At 39.7% G+C, this 21894-nt stretch carries 22 protein-coding genes, 1 riboswitch and 2 other annotated features; of the genes, 12 read left to right on the plus strand and 10 right to left on the minus strand.

Annotated elements, in window-relative coordinates; translation table 11 throughout:
* Nucleotides 1-15: 15 nt before the first annotated feature.
* The 5 genes from ACZ427_RS15265 to ACZ427_RS15285 form a co-directional block, all read right to left on the minus strand.
* Nucleotides 16-468: a DUF2269 family protein gene (locus ACZ427_RS15265; RefSeq protein ID WP_461176942.1), complete on the minus strand. Its 453-nt coding sequence runs from the start codon at nucleotides 466-468 to the stop codon at nucleotides 16-18.
* Between the two features lie 113 nt (nucleotides 469-581).
* Nucleotides 582-1448, minus strand: coding sequence for a fructosamine kinase family protein (locus ACZ427_RS15270; protein ID WP_461176943.1), 867 nt, complete (start codon nucleotides 1446-1448; stop codon nucleotides 582-584).
* Nucleotides 1449-1530: 82 nt separating this feature from the next.
* Nucleotides 1531-2259 (minus strand): metallophosphoesterase, encoded by a 729-nt coding sequence (locus ACZ427_RS15275; protein ID WP_461176944.1) that lies wholly within the window; start codon nucleotides 2257-2259, stop codon nucleotides 1531-1533.
* A 320-nt stretch (nucleotides 2260-2579) separates the two neighbouring features.
* Complete coding sequence (locus ACZ427_RS15280; RefSeq protein ID WP_461176945.1) at nucleotides 2580-4058, minus strand: sodium:solute symporter family protein; 1479 nt, start codon at nucleotides 4056-4058, stop codon at nucleotides 2580-2582.
* Nucleotides 4059-4062: 4 nt separating this feature from the next.
* Nucleotides 4063-4248 carry a hypothetical protein gene (locus tag ACZ427_RS15285; RefSeq protein ID WP_461176946.1) on the minus strand — a complete coding sequence of 62 codons (186 nt, stop codon included), beginning with the start codon at nucleotides 4246-4248 and terminating at the stop codon, nucleotides 4063-4065.
* Between the two features lie 323 nt (nucleotides 4249-4571).
* Here ACZ427_RS15285 and ACZ427_RS15290 point away from each other — a divergent pair, with 323 nt between their 5' ends.
* Entirely contained in the window at nucleotides 4572-5114 is a 543-nt protein-coding gene (locus ACZ427_RS15290) for a transcription repressor NadR (RefSeq protein ID WP_461176947.1), read from the plus strand.
* 262 nt (nucleotides 5115-5376) lie between these two features.
* Nucleotides 5377-5937 carry a nitroreductase family protein gene (locus ACZ427_RS15295; protein WP_461176948.1) on the plus strand — a complete coding sequence of 187 codons (561 nt, stop codon included), beginning with the start codon at nucleotides 5377-5379 and terminating at the stop codon, nucleotides 5935-5937.
* Between the two features lie 85 nt (nucleotides 5938-6022).
* Here ACZ427_RS15295 and ddlA read toward each other — a convergent pair whose 3' ends face one another.
* Nucleotides 6023-7126: a D-alanine--D-alanine ligase gene (gene ddlA / locus ACZ427_RS15300; protein ID WP_461176949.1), complete on the minus strand. Its 1104-nt coding sequence runs from the start codon at nucleotides 7124-7126 to the stop codon at nucleotides 6023-6025.
* Between the two features lie 290 nt (nucleotides 7127-7416).
* Nucleotides 7417-7614, minus strand: a complete 198-nt coding sequence (locus ACZ427_RS15305; protein ID WP_461176950.1) for an SHOCT domain-containing protein — start codon at nucleotides 7612-7614, stop codon at nucleotides 7417-7419.
* A gap of 291 nt (nucleotides 7615-7905) precedes the next feature.
* Nucleotides 7906-8149: a binding site (T-box leader), on the plus strand.
* A gap of 36 nt (nucleotides 8150-8185) precedes the next feature.
* Nucleotides 8186-8449: a binding site (T-box leader), on the plus strand.
* A gap of 60 nt (nucleotides 8450-8509) precedes the next feature.
* Between ACZ427_RS15305 and trpE the strand changes: the two genes are divergently transcribed.
* The 9 genes from trpE to lipA all read left to right on the plus strand — a co-directional run bounded on the left by trpE (nucleotide 8510) and on the right by lipA (nucleotide 17154).
* Nucleotides 8510-9922, plus strand: coding sequence for an anthranilate synthase component I (trpE, locus tag ACZ427_RS15310; RefSeq protein ID WP_461176951.1), 1413 nt, complete (start codon nucleotides 8510-8512; stop codon nucleotides 9920-9922).
* Nucleotides 9903-10508 carry an anthranilate synthase component II gene (locus tag ACZ427_RS15315; RefSeq protein WP_461176952.1) on the plus strand — a complete coding sequence of 202 codons (606 nt, stop codon included), beginning with the start codon at nucleotides 9903-9905 and terminating at the stop codon, nucleotides 10506-10508. The genes trpE and ACZ427_RS15315 overlap by 20 nt, the downstream gene beginning before the upstream one ends.
* The gene (gene trpD / locus ACZ427_RS15320; protein ID WP_461176953.1) at nucleotides 10489-11514 is read left to right on the plus strand and encodes an anthranilate phosphoribosyltransferase; all 1026 of its coding nucleotides are present in this window, start codon (nucleotides 10489-10491) and stop codon (nucleotides 11512-11514) included. Before ACZ427_RS15315 ends, trpD begins: the two co-directional genes overlap by 20 nt.
* Nucleotides 11515-12297 carry an indole-3-glycerol phosphate synthase TrpC gene (trpC, locus tag ACZ427_RS15325; protein WP_461176954.1) on the plus strand — a complete coding sequence of 261 codons (783 nt, stop codon included), beginning with the start codon at nucleotides 11515-11517 and terminating at the stop codon, nucleotides 12295-12297.
* 5 nt (nucleotides 12298-12302) lie between these two features.
* Complete coding sequence (locus ACZ427_RS15330; protein ID WP_461176955.1) at nucleotides 12303-12905, plus strand: phosphoribosylanthranilate isomerase; 603 nt, start codon at nucleotides 12303-12305, stop codon at nucleotides 12903-12905.
* A 13-nt stretch (nucleotides 12906-12918) separates the two neighbouring features.
* Nucleotides 12919-14115 carry a tryptophan synthase subunit beta gene (trpB, locus tag ACZ427_RS15335; RefSeq protein WP_461177066.1) on the plus strand — a complete coding sequence of 399 codons (1197 nt, stop codon included), beginning with the start codon at nucleotides 12919-12921 and terminating at the stop codon, nucleotides 14113-14115.
* A gap of 1 nt (nucleotide 14116) precedes the next feature.
* Complete coding sequence (gene trpA, locus ACZ427_RS15340) at nucleotides 14117-14908, plus strand: tryptophan synthase subunit alpha (RefSeq protein ID WP_461176956.1); 792 nt, start codon at nucleotides 14117-14119, stop codon at nucleotides 14906-14908.
* A 143-nt stretch (nucleotides 14909-15051) separates the two neighbouring features.
* Nucleotides 15052-15157, plus strand: a riboswitch (TPP riboswitch).
* Between the two features lie 217 nt (nucleotides 15158-15374).
* Entirely contained in the window at nucleotides 15375-16238 is an 864-nt protein-coding gene (locus ACZ427_RS15345) for a lipoate--protein ligase family protein (protein WP_461176957.1), read from the plus strand.
* Nucleotides 16210-17154, plus strand: a complete 945-nt coding sequence (gene lipA / locus ACZ427_RS15350; RefSeq protein ID WP_461176958.1) for a lipoyl synthase — start codon at nucleotides 16210-16212, stop codon at nucleotides 17152-17154. Before ACZ427_RS15345 ends, lipA begins: the two co-directional genes overlap by 29 nt.
* A gap of 184 nt (nucleotides 17155-17338) precedes the next feature.
* Here lipA and ACZ427_RS15355 read toward each other — a convergent pair whose 3' ends face one another.
* The 3 genes from ACZ427_RS15355 to ACZ427_RS15365 all read right to left on the minus strand — a co-directional run bounded on the left by ACZ427_RS15355 (nucleotide 17339) and on the right by ACZ427_RS15365 (nucleotide 21227).
* Complete coding sequence (locus tag ACZ427_RS15355) at nucleotides 17339-18502, minus strand: M20 metallopeptidase family protein (protein WP_461176959.1); 1164 nt, start codon at nucleotides 18500-18502, stop codon at nucleotides 17339-17341.
* A 16-nt stretch (nucleotides 18503-18518) separates the two neighbouring features.
* Complete coding sequence (locus ACZ427_RS15360) at nucleotides 18519-19919, minus strand: YfcC family protein (protein WP_461176960.1); 1401 nt, start codon at nucleotides 19917-19919, stop codon at nucleotides 18519-18521.
* A 1101-nt stretch (nucleotides 19920-21020) separates the two neighbouring features.
* Nucleotides 21021-21227, minus strand: coding sequence for a hypothetical protein (locus ACZ427_RS15365; RefSeq protein ID WP_461176961.1), 207 nt, complete (start codon nucleotides 21225-21227; stop codon nucleotides 21021-21023).
* A 121-nt stretch (nucleotides 21228-21348) separates the two neighbouring features.
* On the opposite strand from ACZ427_RS15365, the gene ACZ427_RS15370 reads away from it, so the two are divergent.
* Nucleotides 21349-21687, plus strand: coding sequence for a thioredoxin family protein (locus ACZ427_RS15370; protein ID WP_461176962.1), 339 nt, complete (start codon nucleotides 21349-21351; stop codon nucleotides 21685-21687).
* Nucleotides 21688-21894: the final 207 nt, after the last annotated feature.

A 21894-nucleotide genomic window follows, 5' to 3' on the forward strand; every position in this document is an offset into this window, starting at 1 on the left:
TGCGCTCATTTTTGTCTAAAAAGGTTTTAGGATCATCAGTGCAATTACCACAAGAAAAATCACATTTTCAATCCGTTCATAAAAAAACAGATCTTTGGATAGTGTATAATATTCGGGTGGAATCTCTTCCCCTTCATAATTTTTTAGCAATGCTTTAATTGGTTTGGAACGCGGCGACAAGATGAATGGTCCAAAAGCTAAAGCGATAAGAAACAGTACCAGGCTAGTAATGTACCACCCTTGTGTGAATAAATATGTATTGATAAAACCCATCCACAAACCAGTAATTAATAGCAGTGTCCCACCAACCATTGTAAAAATATGCAGCCGGGTACGAATAACATACGCATGCTTCAATTCCAACATCTTCGTTGCTTTAGTCACTATATAAATCATTACGAAACCCGGCCCCATCCCAATTATTGCAGAAAAAATATGAATAAATACGAGCAGTTCATAAAATGACATGGTGCATGCCTCCTGAAAATAGATACAAATCAATCATACACCAACGAGCCTTTCAGTTTGTGACATATCGCACACTAATTGAAGGATTTACAACAGATTTGTGAATCCATATACTAATTACCGACATAGCGGTCTAAAATCATATCAACACTTGGACCATACGCCTCTCCAAACATATTTAAATGAACAAGAAGATAATAAAGCTGGTACAGTGGCTTTACTTCCTCATAATTTTCATCGAGAGGAAATTGCGTTTCATAGGCCTGATAAAATGCACTCGAAAATCCACCAAACAACTCAGTAAAAGCCAATTCGAAATGCCTATCCCCATATAAAAAGGAAGGATCTATCACATAAGGCACTCCCTCCCTGCCAACAAGCCAATTTCCTCCCCATAAATCACCATGCAAATAAGAAGGGACAACATTTTGCGGAACCCATCGACCTAATTGAGTCAAGAGCTTTTCCAGCTTTTCTTTGCGTTTCCTGGCAATACTTTTTTGTCTAATTCCCTGATCCAACTGGGCACCCAGCCTCTGGTCACGATAATATTCCAGCCAACTGTTGAACAGGCCATTTGGCTGTGGAAGCACACCAATGAATGTATCATTTTTAAAACCATGCTCTTTTCCAGCCGTCTGATGCAGTTTTGCAATTCTCTCTCCAAGCATTCTGTCCGTATCGGTGGTTTTTTCACCTTCTACCCATTCCATTATTAGAAAACCTTTTCCTTTATCATCAGAATATGCCAAAACTTCCGGTACATCTATAGAATTCGTGTTCTGTATATTTCTAAGACCCTCTTCTTCCAATTTAAAGAAATCTTCTGGTGCATCGGTATGGTGTTTTATAAAGTATTTTTCTTTTTTGGTTTGAACGAAAAGACTATCATTAATCGATCCACCTTGTATTTGCTTAACACGTGTTACCGCAGTAGAATCACCTGCTTTACGCAGTGCCTCCTCAATCAGCTTATTCATTTTCTTAACACCCCTGCTTCTTGAAAATCAAAATACACAGGTCTATCCCCCTGTGTATGATTATTATAAACTTTAGATATGATTAACCAGATGCATGTGAATCTTTTTCCATTCCAACAATATCATGTACAGTCACTTCTCCATCTGTCGAGCACCGGAAATAACGATTTTGCGTCACCTCCACCAATGCAAGAGCAGCACTATCTCCATCAAATATTCCACTTCCTAAATCACAATGGATAAACCAGCCATCCAAATGAACCGTGGAGTGCGGGTTATGACCGCGATAGATAAATTTACCATTACTCCAGTGATTCCATTTACGTTCACTAACCTCTAATAATTCTTTTTTGTTCATCCAAACAATATCACGAGGTTGTTCTTTTTTCTCAGCAAGAATTTCTAATCCTGCATGTACATAAATCGCATATTCATCTTCATAAATGAGTGGCAGGGTCTCCAGCCAAAACGCGTAATCTTCAGCAACCCCCCACCCATTTTCATCACCATATACGCTCTTAAAGCTTTTAACTGTCTCATCCCCGCCAAACTCCATCCATATCGGGGAAAGCTCCTTCATAAACCAAATCATCATCTCTTCATGATTTCCTATAATCACATGAATGTTTTCAGGGTATTTGTTCGTATGTTCTTTTACCCATTGCAGGACCTGTGCACTTCTCGGACCCCGATTTATCATATCCCCACCTACTATAAGCCGGTCTTCTTCAGGATTTAACTTCACATGATCAATCAGCTTCTTAAATGAACAAAAATTGCCATGGATATCACTAATGAAAAAGGTTCGCATTGTCACATGCTCCTTCCAATTATTTCAGATTCCTTATTTTCACAAAATTGTACTATTATTTCCATCGCAAGTAAATATGAAAAAATATCTATATTAATAGTGAAATTCCTCTTCCTGTTCAATAATCAACAGCCTAATTATAAACAAGTTCATCGCCAGTTAAAGTGATTTTTATCACATTAACTGGTGAAAGCTTAGAAAACTTGGCTTTCCAGCAAACCTTAACTCGGACTTACATCGTAAAATAGTCTTTCTTAACTGCTAAAAAATTGGCCATCCCATGTGGGACGGCCAATTTTTGCAAGTTTGAAAAATGGCATTTAATTACTTCTTTTATTTTTACTCAGCTCTGCATTTAGATAGCCTATGAATTCAGAAGCTTTTTGCTTTGGTGCTATTGTCAGCAGGCTTACTACAATGAAAAGAAAACTTGAGATGATCAGCCCCCAGATACCGGAGGCTAAGCCAAGTGGTTTTAGACCGGTAAACTCCAGAATGAAAACAAGAATTGCCCCAATAGAGACACTGGAGATGACACCTGCTGCGGTTCCACGCTTCCAAAAGAATGTACCGAATAAAGCTGGAACGACAACAACCAGGCCAGAAGATGCCGCTACAGAAAGCACAGCAATTAAGTTCAATTCCAGTTCTGCAAATGCAAATGCTAATATTGCTATTACAGGAATGACTATTTTTCCGACTCGCAGTTGTTCGGCATCATTCGGTTCTTTTTTTAAATTCCCGTATACATCACGGGCAAACATGGATGATAAAGTAAGCAAAATCGAATCAATCGTTGAAACAGCTGCAGCTAAGATACTGACCATTACAATAACTCCCAGAATAGGCGGAACAAGGTCAGAAGACAACAACATTGGAGTTGCCAAATCTGCCGTGGAAAGATCCGGGAACATTTGGAAAGCTGAAAATCCCCAAAAGACAGAGACAAATGTATAAATGAAACCAAATATAAGAAAACCAATTAACATTTGCCGTAACCCTTTTAATGAAGCTGGCATGAACATTCGCTGACTAACCTGTGGATTAGACAAGCTAAAGAAAAACCATGGCAATGTCATTCCAAGGAATGTCAGGAAGTCAAAATAACCATTACCAGGAACGGAAAGCATCTCTGGATGATCCGTCTGCAATGTATTGAAAAATTTTCCAAAGCCGCCCAGGCCATCAATCACCAATAGTACGACAATCGTAGAGGTAATTACCATAAAGACAGCCTGAAGCGAGTCCGTCCAAACGATAGAACGGATTCCGGCTACATAGCTAAAGAAAATTGCTAATACGGTCGCAATTATTACACCTGTTGTAAAAGGGATCACATTATTTGTGATGCCTTGCAAGAGATAGCCAACTCCAGCGAGTTGAACCGCACTATAGGGTATTAGAAATAAACAATTGGCAAGTGCAATGGCTGATGCCGCCTTTTTGCTTTCATAGCGGTCCCCGACCATTTCTGAAGGTGTTACATATCCGTATTTCTTTCCGGCAAGCCAAAAACGCGGACCAAATAATGCGATAAGGGAAACGCCGGTAAAATAAATGATTTCAAAACCGAGTGCCCCTACGCCCCCTTGATAGGTCAACCCTGCCAAACCTACCATCATAAATGCACTGTATGTTGTGGCACTATAGCTTAACGCGGAAAGAATACCATTCATTTTCCTTCCACCAAGGAAATATCCTGCCATATCCCCCCTGTTCCCGCGTCGTGACAAAAAGGCTATACCTATTGCGAGTGCAATGTAAATTGAAATTCCCCAAACTACCAAATTTGTATCCATATTTTTATTCTCCCCAATCCCTTGTGACCATAATATTAGCTATAATAATGAGTACACCGATAATCCCCCATAAGAGGAAGCTGCCGTACCAGGTTTGGATCCCTGAAAGGATTGTATAGGGAAGGATAAAAGCAAGGAAAATTAATAGAATAATGATAATCCCCCAAATGTATTTCGACTTTTTTTTCATAACAATTACACCTCATCTCGTGAAAAGTTGAACATGATGAAAATCAGTTTAGGTAATCAAAAAATAAATATACTTCCTGATGTCTTTACACATATATTTACATATGTAATTTAAAAATGCAACATATTTTTTGATTAAAAGAGGGCGCTGATGTACGAACGAATAGAATTTGGTATACTGAATATAGCTTTTATACAGAAGGAACAGCTATTTTTTAGCAAAAATCTGTTGGCAGATAGGAAAGTACAAAACTTTCTTACCTGTAAGTCAACCAAGGCTTACTGACTTGTCGATACGGCAAGTTTTCTAAGGAGGTTCTACAAGTGAACGAAGAAGGCAATAAAATATTAGGGGAAGAAAGAAGACATTTAATTTTATCCTGGCTGAAGGACAGCATTGAGCCATTGGCAGGGAAGGCACTTGCTGAGAGGACACATGTCAGCCGGCAAGTAATCGTTCAGGATGTCTCCCTATTGAAGGCCAAGGGTGAACCCATCATCGCCACATCACGAGGTTATGTTTATTTTAACGATCGGAATGAAACGGACAAAATCAAAAAGATTATTGCTGTTTGTCACCGCTCTGAGGACACTGCAGATGAATTATATACCCTCGTAGACCATGGTGTTTCCATACAGAATGTGGTGGTGGAACATCCGATTTATGGAGATCTTACCGGCTCTCTAATGCTGAAGAACCGGCGTGATGTTGATGCTTATCTCGATAAAATGAAAAACACTCAGGCAACACTCTTGTCGCGACTTACAGAAGGCGTTCATTTGCATACAATCGAGGCCGATACAGAGGAACAGCTTGATGAAGCCTGCGAAGCATTAAAGATCGCAGGCTATTTACTGGAACAATAGATGGAGGGAAATTCCCCTGCATCATAATGATGAATTCAGGTGGTTCAGTCTATAGTGCGGCGTACAGTCCTTTAAATATTTTTATTACTATCAATGAGCTTTTTCTATGGAGAAGGCTCTTTTTGTCTGATAACCTTTAATTATACCAATCTACGCCAATTCCTTATACAGTTGCGTTTCCATCGCCAATCGGCTACAATTTAATTGATAATACTTATCAATTTGACTTTACAGATATATTTAGGCTGAGGGGGAAATTGAAATGATGGAAGAAAAACAGCAAACAGAACTCGCAAAGCTTATCCGTGACCGTCGTGCGGTTAAAAAAGGCTATAATAATAAAAAAGTAACAGAAGAAACCATCCGGGAATTGCTGGATGTTGCCATTTGGGCTCCAACTCATGGAATGCGAGAGCCGTGGAGGTTTATTTTTGTTGATGCTGATAAACTGCCCGCTTTTGCTAAAAAGGTGGCGGCAACCTATCCAGAAGAAAGACAGCAAAATCGTGAAGACTATCTAAATGAACCAAACGCCATTTTAGTTGTAGTTATGGAAGAGGGGGACATACCAAAAGTCCAGGATGAAAACTTTGGTGCTACCGCAGCAATGCTCCAAAATTTCTGGCTGTTGGCATGGGAAATACAGCTTGGTGTTGTATGGAAAACCAATCCGCATATCTATGACCCACAAGTAAAAGATCTCTTAAAAGTTGGTGAGAATGAAAAAATCGTTGGTTTCATTCATATGGGATATTTTGATGAAAAGCCAATTTCAAAAGATAGAATAAAAGTATCAGATAAATTTACACGGTTCGAAGGTTAGAAAAACACCGCCAAATGTCAAATAAACATTTGGTGGTGTTTTCTTAGGAGTAGTAACCCCTCATTGAATATAGTTTCACATCATATTAGTCATCCCATACGGTACTTTTAAGCTTACTATCGTTATGATGACGTTCCATGGCAAGTTCAATCAAACGATTGATCAAATCCGGATAGGATATACCACTTGCTTCCCATAATTTGGGGTACATGCTTATTTTTGTAAATCCTGGAAGTGTGTTTACTTCGTTTACATAAATCCTTTCTTCTTCTGTCAGAAAGAAATCAACCCTTGCCAAACCTTCACACTGAAGTGTCTCAAAGGCTTCCACAGCTACTTTTTGCATCCGTTTTGTTACTTCTTCCGAAAGATTAGCCGGAATGGCCAATTCTGCTCCTTTTTCATCAATATATTTAGATTCATAGGAATAAAATTCGGTTTGCGGCAATATTTCACCCGGCAGAGAAGCCTTTGGGTCTTCATTTCCAAGAACAGAGCATTCGATTTCACGACCGACAAGATTTTCTTCAATAATAAGCTTATGATCGTATTGAAAAGCTGATGTTATCCCAGCTTCAAATTCTTTTTTTGTAGATACCTTACTTACACCGACAGAAGAACCTTGATTTGCTGGTTTAATAAACATTGGTGTTCCTAAATAGGCCACTGCTTCATCATAATCAATCTTATCTTTTTTTGCTCTTGTAAATGCCAAACCTTTTGCCACATTGATACCTGCCTCTTTTAGCAGTCTTTTCGCAATATCTTTATCCATGCATATAGAAGAACTGAGAACACTTGGACCTACAAAAGGCAGATTCGCTGTACGAAGCATGCCCTGCAAACTCCCATCCTCCCCAAGTGTTCCATGCACAATCGGAAAGACTACATCCAGTTGATCCATTGTATCTGCATTAACCGCATGAATTAATTGATTCGTAGATTGCCCCGGTACGAGAGCAATTTTATCATTCGACTTATTTAATTGAATAAGCTTTGGGTTTTCAGCATGTAGTAAATATGAACGTTGATCATTCAAATGCCATTTTCCCTGTTTATCAATTCCAATCAATACAGGCTCATATTTATCTTTATCAATTGCTTCCACAATATTTTTGGCAGATTGCAGGGAAACCTCATGTTCCGCAGATTTTCCACCAAAAATGATGCCAACTTTTTTCTTTGTCATATGTAACACCCTTTCCTTAAAAATTTTCTCGTTTATTACTAGAAACCAATGAATAAATTCGCAGATAACTTAAATTCTATAACAAATACTAAAATACATTATACAAGTATAAAAGCTATATATTAAAAATAGCATAAACCTGCCTGTATATAGAAGTGAAATCTCAGAAATTATTACCTAACTTACTAAAAAACACAAACAGACTTATGGTTATATGGTAAGAAAGCTTATACTTTCTCCCCTGGTGAATTAATAAAGGAACTGACCCAAACGAGGACAGCTCCATTCATTTATTTCCCGCGTTTCCTTTTTGCTTCATCATATTCTTCCTGTGTAATTTCTCCTTTTTCTAACCGCTCTTTCATAAGTTGAAGAGAGTCCCGGGGGTTCCCCTCTGATTTCCTTCGTTTAAATCGGACGAGGATAATGATAATGGCAATCAGGATCACAATGGAAAGGCCAATTCGTATATAGACTTCTATCGGCATTTTATCACCTCTACTTTACCATTTCCTTTTTTACATATTTTTAAGCATATGTCGATATTTCCCGGGAAATGATGAACCCCAATTATTTTTTCGACATTTTTTATTAAGGATTGTTACTTTTAATCATTCCTTTTCGCACAGTTTGTTGCTATTTTTATAAAATGTGACGTACTCTCTAAGTTGATGCACCTTAAGGAATGAGCCTTCGACAAAACATATTGGATCTTTTTCAAAATAATCCTTGACTTTCATTTCAAATTATTCTAATATTAACTACAATAACTTAATCGATAAAAAGCGTTGAAAAAGATTAGTAGTCTATTTGAACACATCAGAGAGCTGGTGGTTGGTGTAAACCAGTGTGTTTTTGTAGATGAATGGACTTTTGAGCTTCCAAACCGAACCATTATGCAGTAGGCTTTGGCGAACAGGTCTCATCGTTACACGAGACAGATATGAAGCGATTTTGCTTGATATTGCCAAAGTGAGCTGTTTTCAGCTAATAAAGGTGGTACCACGGTCCCCCGTCCTTTTTGGATGTGGGGATTTTTTGTATTCACATTTTTATATTATAAAATCGTTGAGTAAGAGTAGTAAGTATTGCCCAAGCGTTACAGAGAGCTGGTTGTGGTGGAATTCCAGTACAGATGGGAATGCTGAATGGACTTGCGAGAGGTTTTCTGAACGTTATACCAGTAGGAAGACACGGGATCCGCCGTTATACGGATAGGATATCGGATCTGTAACATTCGCTTAGGTTCCGTATTCGAATAAGATGAAAAGATCTTTTATCTTTTCAATCTGAGGTGGCACCGCGATTGCAATCGCCCTCTATAAACACATTACATGTGTTTATAGAGGGCTTTTTTATTTTAGAAAGAAAGGGATGGAAAGCATGAAAACTACCGAAAAAAAGACATTGCCTTGTAAGTTTATTAAGCAAAATGCAGATACATTAACGCCAATTGAAATTTTTAAACGAATCGCTGGAAAGAAAAAGTTTTTGCTGGAAAGCTCCTTTCAACATGAGAAAAAGGGCAAATATTCATTTATTGGATCAGATCCTTACCAGGAAATTATTGGATATGGGAGCAAAACAACCGATGTAAAACATGAAACCGGCACAACCAAAAATGTTTCTGAAGCTGCACTACCTTATATTCAAAAGCAATTACCGAAAATCGATACAGATTTACCTCTCCCTTTTTATGGGGGTGCGATTGGATACGTTGGATATGATGCCATTAGGCAATATGAGAATATCGGAGAGGTTTTACCGGATGATCTAAACATGCCCGACATTCACTTTATGCTTTATAAAAATATTATTGTATTTGATCACAATAAGGAAAATATCTATTTGGTCGCGGTAAACCCTGATAACCAACCTGAAGAAGTATTAGATGAGCGCCTGCAGCAATTAAAAGATATGTTGAAAGCACAGGCAAATACAAAAGAGGATACGAACAGCAGCGTTCGCTTTGAACCGGAAATAACAGAAGAAAAATTTAAAAAGAATGTAGAGATTGCTAAAAAACATATCAGGCAGGGTGATATTTTCCAAGTTGTCCTATCCCAAAAAATGACGGCTGAAATCAATGGAGATCCTTTCTCTTTTTACCGAAAACTTCGAAAGGCGAATCCTTCTCCCTATATGTTTTATATTGACTTTGAAGACTACCTTGTATTAGGGGCCTCCCCGGAGAGCCTGATTCAAACAACTGGTGATGAAGTTGTAACAAATCCAATTGCGGGTACCCGTGCGCGCGGTACCTCACCTCGAGAAGATGAAGCATTAGCACAGGAATTACTTACGGATGAAAAAGAAATTGCCGAGCACCGGATGTTGGTTGACCTGAGCAGAAATGATCTTGGCCGCGTCTGTGAAGTTGGCAGTATCACGATTCCAACTTATATGAAAATAGAAAAATATCAGCATGTGATGCATATCGTTTCAGAAGTAACGGGGAAATTAAACAAAAATTACACCAGCATTGACGCATTGGCCTCATGCTTACCGGCAGGGACCGTTTCCGGGGCACCAAAAATCCGGGCAATGCAAATCATTAACGACCTTGAAGACAAAAAGCGCGGGGCATATGCTGGCGGAATTGGCTATATCAATTTCAATCATGACTTAAATATAGCACTTGCCATCCGGTCTCTTGTTATCAAGGAAAAACGTGCGTACCTGCAAACCGGTGCAGGGGTTGTCTATGATTCCGTCCCGGAAAAAGAATACGCGGAAACCTTACACAAAGCAAAATCTCTCATGGAGGTGAATAATATTGATTTTATTACTGGATAATTATGATTCATTCACCTACAATCTTTATCAATATTTTTCAGAAGAAGCGATAGATGTTCAAGTAGCAAGAAACGATAAAATCACTATTAAAGAAATTGAAAATCTTCAACCGGAAGGACTGGTAATCTCACCTGGGCCTGGATTACCTGAGGAAACCGGTATATGTATAGAAGCAGTAAAACATTTCCATAATAAGCTCCCGATTTTTGGTGTTTGTTTAGGCCAGCAGATTATCGCTGAAGCATTCGGAGGACAATTAAAACCGGCAACTTTTATTAAACATGGAAAGACCTCATTGGTATCGCATAATGGCTCTGGTTTATTTCAAAACCTCCCCAGTCCCGTTGAGGTCATGCGTTATCATTCGTATGTCGTTGATGGAAATACACTGCCATCTCAATTGGAAGTTGTTTCCTCATCCCTGGAAGATGATGAGATCATGGCAATAAACCATCGTGATTATCCTGTTTATGGTGTACAGTTCCATCCAGAATCGATTGGAACCAACGAAGGAAAAGAGTTTATTAAAAACTTTTTACATGAAATCAGAAAGGAGTCCCCAAAAAATGAAACAATTTTTAAGTAAATTAATTAATCGTGAGAGTTTAACTGTAGATGAAATGAAAGAGGCAACCAAATATTGCTTTACTGAGTCCGCTACCGATTCTGAAATTGCTGCATTTCTGACTGCTTTACAGGCAAAAGGAGAAAACTCGGATGAAATCACCGGTATCGTTGAAATGATTCGCTCCCAGTCCACATTCAAAACAAGTCTTATTTCAGATGCAATGGATAATTGCGGTACAGGAGGCGATCAATCCTACAGTTTCAATATCAGCACAACATCTGCTTTTGTCATCGCGGGGGCTGGGGTCACAGTGGCAAAACACGGAAATCGGAGCATTTCAAGTAAAACCGGCAGTGCTGATGTATTGGAGCATTTGGGAGTTTCCTTATCTTTATCAAAAGACCATGTAGAAGAAATGTTACTGGATAACAAAATAGCCTTTATGTTTGCACCTCATGTTCATGCTGCATTGAAGCCTTTTTCCAAGGTTCGTAAAGATCTTGGATTGCCAACAATTTTTAATGCAATTGGGCCACTGACAAATCCGATTGAACTGGATTCCCAGTTTATTGGCGTTTATCGTCGCGACTTGCTCCCAATGCTGGCCGATGCACTAAATAAATTAGGAAGACGGCGCGCTGTCATTGTAAATGGTGCAGGAAATATGGATGAAGCCTCGCTTGCAGGAGAGAATCATCTTATTATCCTTGATCAGGGAAAGCAAACAGCTTTAACTTTAAGCTCAGAGGATGTCGGATTACCAACATACTCCAATGAACAAATCCGCGGTGGTAATGCAAAAGAAAATGCAGAAATCCTGCGTAACGTCTTAAAAGGAAAAAAAGGTGCCTATTTCGATACAACAATCCTCAATGCCGGACTCGGATTATTTGCGAACGGTACAGCAACAACCATTAAGTCCGGAATAGAGATGGCACAAGAAAGCATTGAGTCTGGCGCAGCACTTAGTAAATTAGAACGACTGGTAGAATACAGCAAAAAAATTCCAAGCGGGGTGTTATAAATGTCAATATTAGAGAAAATTCTAGTTGAAAAAGAAAAAGAAGTCACACAGTTGAAAACCCAAACCTTTGAAACGTTGCATGATAAAAAAATAACGACTTTCAAGGAAAAAGTAGCTTCTTCCAGTAATATGAATATAATCTCCGAGATCAAGCGCTCTTCTCCTTCCAAAGGTGAAATAAAGATGGATGTGGATCCGGTGACACAGGCAAAACAGTATGAGCATTCAGGTGCTGCAGCGATTTCCATTTTAACTGATAATCCTTTCTTTCATGGATCCATGGAAGATTTACGAGCAGTAAGAGAAGCTGTAGAACTGCCAATTCTGTGTAAGGATTTTATTATCGACCCTGTCCAAATTGACCAGGCAAAGGCTGCCGGTGCCAATATCATCCTGTTAATTGCAGCGGCATTATCGGATGCCGATTTGGAAAAACTTTATCAATATGCTAAAGACCAAAATCTCGAAGTACTTTGTGAAGTTCATAATGAAGAGGAAATGAAACGGGTACTACGGCTTGATCCGGAAATCATTGGAATAAACAATCGTAATTTAAAGACCTTCCACGTCGACCTCAAAGCAACAGAGGATCTGGCGGCAATGGTAACAAACCCGCAAACAATGCTTATTAGTGAAAGTGGTATAAAAACCAGTGAAGACGTAACCCGTGTACGTGACTTTGGAGCTGATGCCATCTTGGTTGGAGAAACACTGATGCGCTCAAGTAATTTGTCAGAGACCTTCCAGGAGCTGCAAATTCCGCTACTTACTAAAGGGGTGTGAAGCAAATGCTTGTGAAGATTTGCGGGATAAGGACAGAACAGGCTGCTTCTGCCGCAGTTCAGGCAGGTGCGGACTTTATCGGTTTTGTTTTTGCTCCGAGCAAACGTCAGATCACACCTGCTGAGGCTGAAGCAATTGCCAAGAGTCTGCCCACAACGGTTAAGAAAGTAGGTGTATTTGTAAACGAACCCCCTGAAAACATGAAGCAAATTGCAGAACAGGTCGGTCTGGATTATATTCAGCTACATGGAGATGAGTCCACTAAAATTGCTGAGGCTCTGCCCTATAAAGTTATCAAAGCCTTTCCGGTAGATAAAGACACAATTTCTAAAATTGAATCGTATCCATGTGACTTTTATTTGCTTGATAGTCCCTTTGGTAAAAATCGTGGCGGAAACGGTACATCTTTTGACTGGAATCTAATAGAAAGTCTATCCATTAATCAAGGAAAAATTATCTTAGCAGGGGGGCTGGCCCCAAAGAATGTGCAAGGTGCTATCAATCTCGTAAATCCTGCTGGAGTTGATGTCTCAAGCGGTGTGGAAACAGATGGAAAAAAGGATCATGAAAAGATCAGACAATTTATTCGAAATGCAAAACATACATGAAAGGATGAGTCCATTGACAACATATACCCTACCAGATGAAACAGGAAGATACGGTGAATTTGGAGGACGTTTCGTTCCTGAATTATTAATGCCTGCCGTCATAGAATTGGAAAAAGCCTATGACGAAGCAATGCAGAACCCTGATTTCATTTCAGAGTTAAACGATTATTTAAAGCAATATGTTGGCAGAAAAACCCCGTTGTACCATGCAAAAAGCCTGTCTAAAAAGCTCGGGGGAGCACAAATTTATTTAAAACGTGAAGATTTAAATCATACTGGGGCACACAAAATAAACAATACCATCGGCCAGGCGCTCTTAACACTTCGAATGGGCAAGAAAAAAGTTGTTGCCGAAACAGGAGCAGGTCAGCATGGTGTCGCCACCGCAACTGTATGTGCCTTGCTGGGGCTTGAATGTGTCGTATTTATGGGGGAAGAAGACATACGTCGGCAGAAACTGAATGTATTTCGAATGGAGCTATTAGGTGCGGAAGTTCGCAGTGTATCCCATGGGAGCGGCACATTAAAAGATGCTGTCAACGAAGCTTTACGATACTGGGTAAGCAATGTGAATGATACCCACTATATTATAGGCTCCGTTGTCGGACCACACCCCTTTCCAAAAATCGTGCGTGACCTTCAATCTGTTATCGGCAAGGAAACAAAACAGCAGATGATTGATCAGACTGATAGTTTACCAGATGCCGTTGTCGCTTGTGTTGGCGGAGGGAGTAATGCAATGGGTATGTTCCACCCATTTATTGAAGATGAACATGTAAAATTATTCGGAGTTGAGGCAGGTGGAGCTGGATTGGCAACCAACAAACATGCAGCTACATTATCTGGAGGAAAAGTTGGTGTCCTGCATGGAACACTCACACATCTGCTTCAAGACGATGATGGTCAAATTGAAGAAGCCTTCTCCATCTCAGCAGGACTTGATTATCCCGGAGTAGGACCAGAACATAGTCATTTACATGAAAACGACCGGGTAACCTATACATCGATTACAGATGATGAAGCCTTGGAGGCATTTCAATATCTTTCAAAGACGGAAGGTATTATCCCTGCACTGGAAAGCGCCCACGCTGTTGCTTATGCATTAAAACTGGCAAAAGACATGAAACAGGAAGAAACTCTGGTTATTTGCCTGTCCGGCAGAGGGGATAAGGATGTTGAGCAAGTAAAAGACAGATTGGAGGAAAACTAATATGGGTAAACAACAAATGGAACAGGCTTTTCAACTTAAGCAAGCAGACAATCAGAACTTGTTCATCCCGTATATAATGGCAGGTGACGGTGGTTTGGATATATTGGAGGAACGAATTTCTTTCCTCCAAGAATCCGGTGCAGCAGCAATTGAACTGGGAATCCCATTTTCTGATCCTGTGGCTGACGGACCAACGATACAAGAAGCAGGGATTCGCGCACGAAAAAATGGCACATCCCTATCAAAGGTGCTGGAAAAACTGCAATCTTTCAAAGAAAATCGTTCCATCCCTATTATATTAATGACATATATTAATCCGATTTTTGTTTATGGGGTGGAAAACTTTGCAAAAGCGTGCAGACTGGCCGGAGTGGACGGAGTAATCATTCCCGACCTGCCGCTGGAGGAAGAAAATTTGATTGATGCACATTTAAAAGAGAACGATATTGCCTTTATCCAACTGGCTGCGATGACAAGTCCAAAATCCCGGTTAGTTACGCTGGCAAAAAAATCAGAAGGCTTCCTCTACGCCGTTTCCGTCGTTGGGACAACTGGAGCACGTGCAGCACATCACACGGATGTAACAGCATTTCTAAAGATGTTAAAAGAGAATAGTTCTGTTCCTGTACTGGCAGGCTTTGGGGTTTCCAATGACGAGCAAGCACGTGAACTTAGTAAAAATTGTGATGGTGTCATCGTGGGCAGTAAAATCGTTGATTTATTACATGAAGGTAAAGAGGCAGAGGTTAAACATTTAATTAACAGGAGTCTGAAGCAGGAAGTAAAGAGTTAATAGCTCTCAGGAGAAATGAATATACTTGTTTCTCCCCCTTCTTTTTTTACCTTTAACTTAAAAATAATAATAGATCGAAAATAGCGTTAATTATTTTACATTCTGACAACTATAAGATAGGATAAAAGTGGAATTTGTATAAAAATTAGCACTAAGGGAGCCGTAAAACTGACTGAGAGGAATGCGATTATTCTGACCTTTGCACCCGAATTAGATAATACTAGCGTGGGAAAGTGCAGTTGATATTAGAACTTGGCTTTTTCCAAGCCCTTGTGACAAATTAGCCCGCACTTATGCAGTAAGAAAGTTTTATACTTCTTAACTGCCAAAAAAGACTGCAACCTTAAGGAATTGCTGTCTTTTTTTAGATAGAATCGTACGAAGCCAAACATTATCGTATTAAAACATTTCACGTTTGTGTTATGCCTCCCCTTGTGTCCAAATTTATTCTCGGAGGTGATTAATTGTGGAGAAACAATGGGGTTTTTTGGATAGTGGAATTGCCGATGCAGCAGTAAATATGGCTTTAGATGAATCTTTACTGAATTGGCATGGCAAAGGTGAAATCCCTCCTACATTGCGCTTTTATGGATGGTCAGCACCAAGTCTATCTATCGGGCATTTTCAAAAAACTGCCAAATCTATTGATTTTACTGCTCTAGAAAAGTATACCTGCCAATTTGTCCGCCGATTAACCGGTGGCAGTGCTGTTTTACATGATAATGAACTTACCTATAGCCTTGTTATCTCAGAAGATGATCCATCGATTCCAAAATCAGTAACAGAAGCCTACTATGTGTTAACAAAGGGTGTTCTGGAAGGGTATAGAAATTTAGGTATCCAAGCTGATTTCGCTATGCCAGAAAGGCGATTGAACAGGGAAAGAACGGATATTTGCTTTGAAAACCCAGCATCCTACGAAATGATTGTTGATGGCAAGAAGATCTCGGGAAATGCACAAACGAGAAAAAAAGGTGTCCTTCTGCAGCATGGGTCTATACCTATGAGCATCGACACAAAAATGTTATTTGATATGTTTAATTTCCCGTCAGAGAAAATCCGGCAAAGAAAGCGAAATTCCTTTGTAAATAAAGCAACTACTATCAACGATCTGACAGGAAAACAGCATACGTATGAAATGATGACAACTGCTTTCAAAAAAGGATTTCAGACAGGATTAGATATAAGTTTTCAACCAATAGAACTATCTAAGGACATGTGGGAAGAAGTATACCATTTAGCAAGTGTAAAATATGCCAGTGAATCATGGAATAATAATACATCGAAGGAGCGAGTAATCAATGGCAAAACAAGCAGAGTACATACGTAAACCTGAATGGCTTAAGACAAAAATCAACACCAATGAATCATACAGAAAGCTTAAACACTTAATGCGCGATAAAAAATTAAATACAGTTTGTGAAGAAGCACGCTGCCCAAATATCCATGAATGCTGGAGCGAACGAAAAACTGCTACATTTATGATTTTGGGAGATACGTGTACTCGGGGTTGCCGGTTTTGTGCGGTGAAAACCGGTCTGCCTAATGAACTGGACTGGGGAGAGCCAAAACGGGTTGCTGAGTCTGTTGCAGTAATGGGATTAAAGCATACTGTCGTTACAGCCGTCGCTCGTGATGATTTAAAAGATGGCGGCGCAGCAGTATTTGCGGAAACAGTTCGTGAAATCCGCAAACAAAACCCTGGTGGTACGATTGAAATTCTTCCTTCCGATATGAAGGGGGATTATGAAAGCCTTCACACACTAATGGATAGTGAACCGGACATATTCAATCATAATATTGAGACCGTACGCAGATTGACGAAAAAAGTAAGAGCTATTGCAATGTATGACAGGTCACTGCAACTCTTGCAGCGGGTAAAAGAAATTGCTCCTAACACGCCAACAAAATCCAGCATTATGGTTGGTCTAGGAGAAGAAAAAGAAGAAATCATTCAGGCTATGGATGACCTATTAGCGCATGATGTAGACATCCTTACAATTGGACAATACCTGCAACCGACGAAAAAGCATTTGATGGTCGAGCGTTACTATCACCCGGATGAATTTGAGGAGTTAAAAGAAATCGCTCTAAAAAAAGGCTTCCGCCATTGTGAAGCAGGACCGCTCGTAAGATCCTCCTACCATGCAGATGAGCAGGTCAGTCAAACTTCTGCACAACGCAGAATTGATTATATGAAAGGCGTGGAAAAACAGACGGACAAAGAGGTTGACTTTAATTTTTAATATAAAACAATTTTTATCAATAACAGACATTTAAAAAGCTCCAGTCACTTTAGACTAGTGACTGGAGCTTTACTCTCTCAGCTATAAATAAAAAGATTATTGTACAACAGAGCGAATGAATTCATAATTCTTCGCTGTTTTTTCTCTTTGTAATTGTTCTTCATTCTTTTGAAAATAATGATCTCTAATCCATTATAATCTTTAGAAACATCTTCCCAATATTAATCATCGCCCGCTCGTCAACCTTAAACTTTGGATGATGATGTGGATAGATTGCATTAATCTCCGAGTTGCCTCCACCTACATTAAAGTACACTCCAGGTATTTCCTTTTGATAGAAGGAAAAGTCCTCACTTCCGTTCATTGGACTTTTTCTATCCAGGTTATCTTCTCCAAAGATTGCGGCTGCTTTATCCTGAACGATTTTTGTTTCCTCAGGATCATTCCAAATGGAGGGACAGTCTTTAATATAATCAAAATCAACGTCTGCTCCGGCGGCTTCACAGGTAGACCTTACAATCTGTTCCATCGATTTCTCAATGACTGCCCTGGACTGTTCATCAAAGGTGCGAACCGTTCCCTTAATCGTGGCAGTATCGGGGATAACATTTGTCGCGTCCCCACTGACAAAAGAACCAACTGTCACTGCTGCCGAACTTTGTGGATCCACTCTACGGCTGACAATCTGCTGGAGGTTTACCACTAACTGACTGCCTGTCACTAATGGATCAACCGTAAGATGCGGCTCAGATCCATGGCCACCTTTTCCATGTATTTTAATAAAAAAATCATCCTGTGCAGAAGAAGCATATCCCGCTTTTGCTGTAACTGTCCCGAATTCCTCTGTTGACATTACATGTGCTCCATAGATGACATCGACACCATCCAGGCATCCTTCATCAATCATTGGTTTTGCCCCGCCTGGAGTTGCTTCTTCACCAAATTGATGCACAAACACAACAGTACCCGGGATTTCCTCTCTTACTTCACTCAAAACTTTCGCAACACCCAGAAGTGTTGCGGTATGTACATCATGTCCACATGCATGCATGACATCAGGTACACGAGATTTATAGTCTACATCATTCTCTTCCTGAATTGGAAGGGCGTCAAAGTCAGCTCGCAAAGCTACCGTTCTGCCCGGTTTTCCACCTTTAAGTGTTCCTACTACACCCCTACCGCCTACACCTGTTTTTACTTCGATCCCCAGATCTGTTAAAAATGCAGCTATTTTCTCAGGGGTTTTCACTTCCTGGTGGGAAAGTTCCGGATACATATGAAGATCTCTGCGTAATTCTACTAATTCCGGATAAATTCCCTCAAGTTTATTAAAAAGATTTTCCATCATTCTTGCCTCCCAGTTGTTACCAAATAAACATATGTGCAATCGTTACAAAGATTGCTCCAAGTGCATACCAGATTAAAATCAATGGCCAAACCCATTTAATCCACTTAAGCCATGATATTTTAGCAAGAGCCAAACATGCCATTAGTACACTGCCAGTCGGGGTTAGAATATTTGATATACCATCACCGAATTGGAAGGCTAAAACAGCCGTCTGTCTCTCGACCCCTACCAAATCACCAAGCGGAGCCATAATTGGCATGCTTAAAGCAGCCTGTCCACTTCCGGATGGCACTACAAAATTTAATAGGCCTTGGGTTCCATACATGCCCATAGCTGTCAAACTTGCTGGTAACCCGGAAACCACAGTAGTAATTCCATATAAAATAGTATCAATGGTATTTGTTTCTTCCAGCACGAAAACAATTCCGTAGGCAAAACCAACGACAAGCGCTCCAAGTACAAGCTCCTCACATCCCTTAAGGAAAGACGAGGCTATTTCATTCACGCTCATTTTAGCAATAAAACCGACCACAATCCCCATCAATAAGAAGAGACCAGCGATTTCTCTCATATACCAACCTTCAATGGTTACACCTAAAGCAAGACCAATTACCGTTAAAATTAATACACCGATAATAATGACCTGCCTTTTTGTCATAGCTGGCTGGTCAGATAAGTTATGCTTAGCATCCCTCTTTTGATCATCGAAATAAACTATACTTTTTTCAGGATCTTTTTTTATTCGTCTTGCATAAAGCATCACATACACAATACTTACAGCCAGAAAAATAGCAAAAAACACAACCCTCGCTCCCATTCCTGAGAACGTTGGCACTCCAGCAATTCCCTGCGCTACCCCTACAGTAAATGGATTCATAAAAGCAGCTGTGAAACCTGCATAAACTCCGACAAGCACCATTGCCGTCCCTACGATGGAGTCAAAACCAAGCATCATCGCGATAGGTATTAATATTAATACGAATGGAATGGTTTCCTCTGCCATACCGAAAGTTGCCCCACCTAAAGCAAAAGCGGTCATCGTTATCGGAATTAAAAGCAATTCTTTACCAGCCAATTTCTTTGATAAGGTTCCAAACGCACTTGTCAGAGCACCCGTTGCATTTAAAATTCCGAAAGCACCACCAACAATAAAGATGAAGAATATGATACCCGCACCTTCAACCATTCCAGCATGAACGGACTGAAATATATCAAAAAATCCAAGTGGCGTTTTCTCTACAGCAGTATACGTTCCTTCGACTACCGTTTCTGTACCACCTTCATTTACTTCTCTATCATACTCCCCTGCAGGAATAAAATATGTAGCAATTGCTGCGACTATAATAATGCCAAACAATATAACAAATACATGCGGAAATTCGAATTTCTTCTTTTTACCTAAATTTTCAGTATTCATAATTGCAGTTAATCCTCCTAAATATACATAAAGATTATTATATCTAAAATATAGGAAGAGCGCAATTTACTAATTATTAGTCATTTTTATGAAATTAACATGCTTATTTTGTATGATTTACTATATACAGTCAAAAATTAACGCGAACAAATGCTCGGGGCGCCTTGATCACCCTAAGGCAAGAGGAAGCTCGACTAAAAGCGCCACATCCGTGGCAGCGTCGAACTGACCCACGTCCTGTGGGCCGAAAGCAAGAACTCGGGCATGCGCGTTCTAGCTCATGCGGGAGTTCGCAGCTTTTGACCTCAGGCGGGGTAGGAGTTGGAGCTGGCCGAGGCGATTACTGACAAGGAATTGATATGCTACCAAAATTTATATTTTTGTATGAAAACAACTGTTATTAGAACGGGAAAAGCTATTCAATATAACCACTATGAAACAAGATTATGCCTTTTTCCGCTTGGCTCTTTTCGTAAATTTTGTTGCCCTTTAACGTCGCATTTGATATATAAGACGACGTAACTGCTATGTCGATTTCCGCTGCGGACCGTTGCGCACCTTAGGGCAACGCTTCAGCTTCCTCGGAAGCAAAAACCACTTCCTGCGGGATCTTCAGCTGTTGCTTTTCCCGTAGGAGTCAACGGTCCTCCGCTCCAATCAACTATTTTAAAAGTGCATTACTATGTTTATTATATAATTAAGCAATTTTAAGTGTTTAGATGAAGTTGCCATGCACATATCAGCGAAGGAAATACACGGAGCCTCCTGCGGGAACAGTGGCCAGAGTGAGACCCCGCAGAACGGAGTTCGAGGAGGCTCACGGGTCACCCGCGGAAAGCGTAGTGTATTTCCGTAGCGAGTAATCGCACCAACCATAATTTCAAGTTACTTCGTCTTTTATATCTTTTGTGTCAAAGTAACGAGTCTTTTGATGGGACGAGTAATCGGTCCCAAGCTTTTAGAGGACAGCCTTCTGGTTAAATTAGCTGTTTTCATAAGATGATGGTGGCATGTTCTTAGCCGCCATGTTGATTTCTTATCTTTTAAAAAATCCTATGCAGCCATTTGCTTGCATAGGATTTTCTTTATTTGAGTGGATTCTTATTCCTCGTTATTTGTTTTATGCTTCCGTTCACTTTCTGAGGAATTCTTTGATTTAAATTTTTTCTTTTCATCTTTCATCTCTATTTTCAAGTCCTCCATCGGAATATCATCAACCATTTTCTGTTCCTCAAACTTATCCAGACTACTTCTTTTTTCAAGATTTTCATTGTTTTTATTCGGTGACTTCTTTTCATCTTTACTCATATCATTCACCTCAATTTCCCTGTTTTACGTACTTTTACCTCTTTTGTCTTTCTGTAAACATATATCAAATCCTGTGTAACTGTTATAATAGAAACAAAGCCATTCGGATGGGAGGATAAACATGAGAGATTTTGAAGAACTGACCAATATCGAATTGACAGATCAATTTATACAAGAGCATCCTTTATCATTTCTATATATTTCCCGTCCAAATTGCAGTGTCTGTCATGGACTGAAGCCGCAAATTCAGGAATTAATGGAAAATTACCCTAAAATAAAACTCGGTTCTGTAGATGCATCCGAAGTAGAAGAAATTGCCGGTCGTTTTTCTATTTTTACCGTGCCTGTTTTATTGCTTTTTGTGGATGGAAAAGAATATGTCCGTGAAGCGCGAATCGTCCATATGGAGCTTTTGGATGAAAAAATTAATAAAATATATGAAAATGTGGTCGGATCATAATTGATTCAACCACATTTTCATAAATAAACTACAAGAAATTCTTTATAAGCGACTAATATATCCTTACTGAATTCACCTGCTCTCGGCAACCGGCTCATTCCCAAGGTCATACAAAAGATATAAGGGAGAAGTCGCTGTCTTTTCATCTTTTCACCAGATTTTACAAAATCCCCCCATTTCCCCTGCTTTCTCTGAATTTGATTCAAA

The sequence above is a fragment of the Virgibacillus ainsalahensis genome (assembly GCF_055380755.1).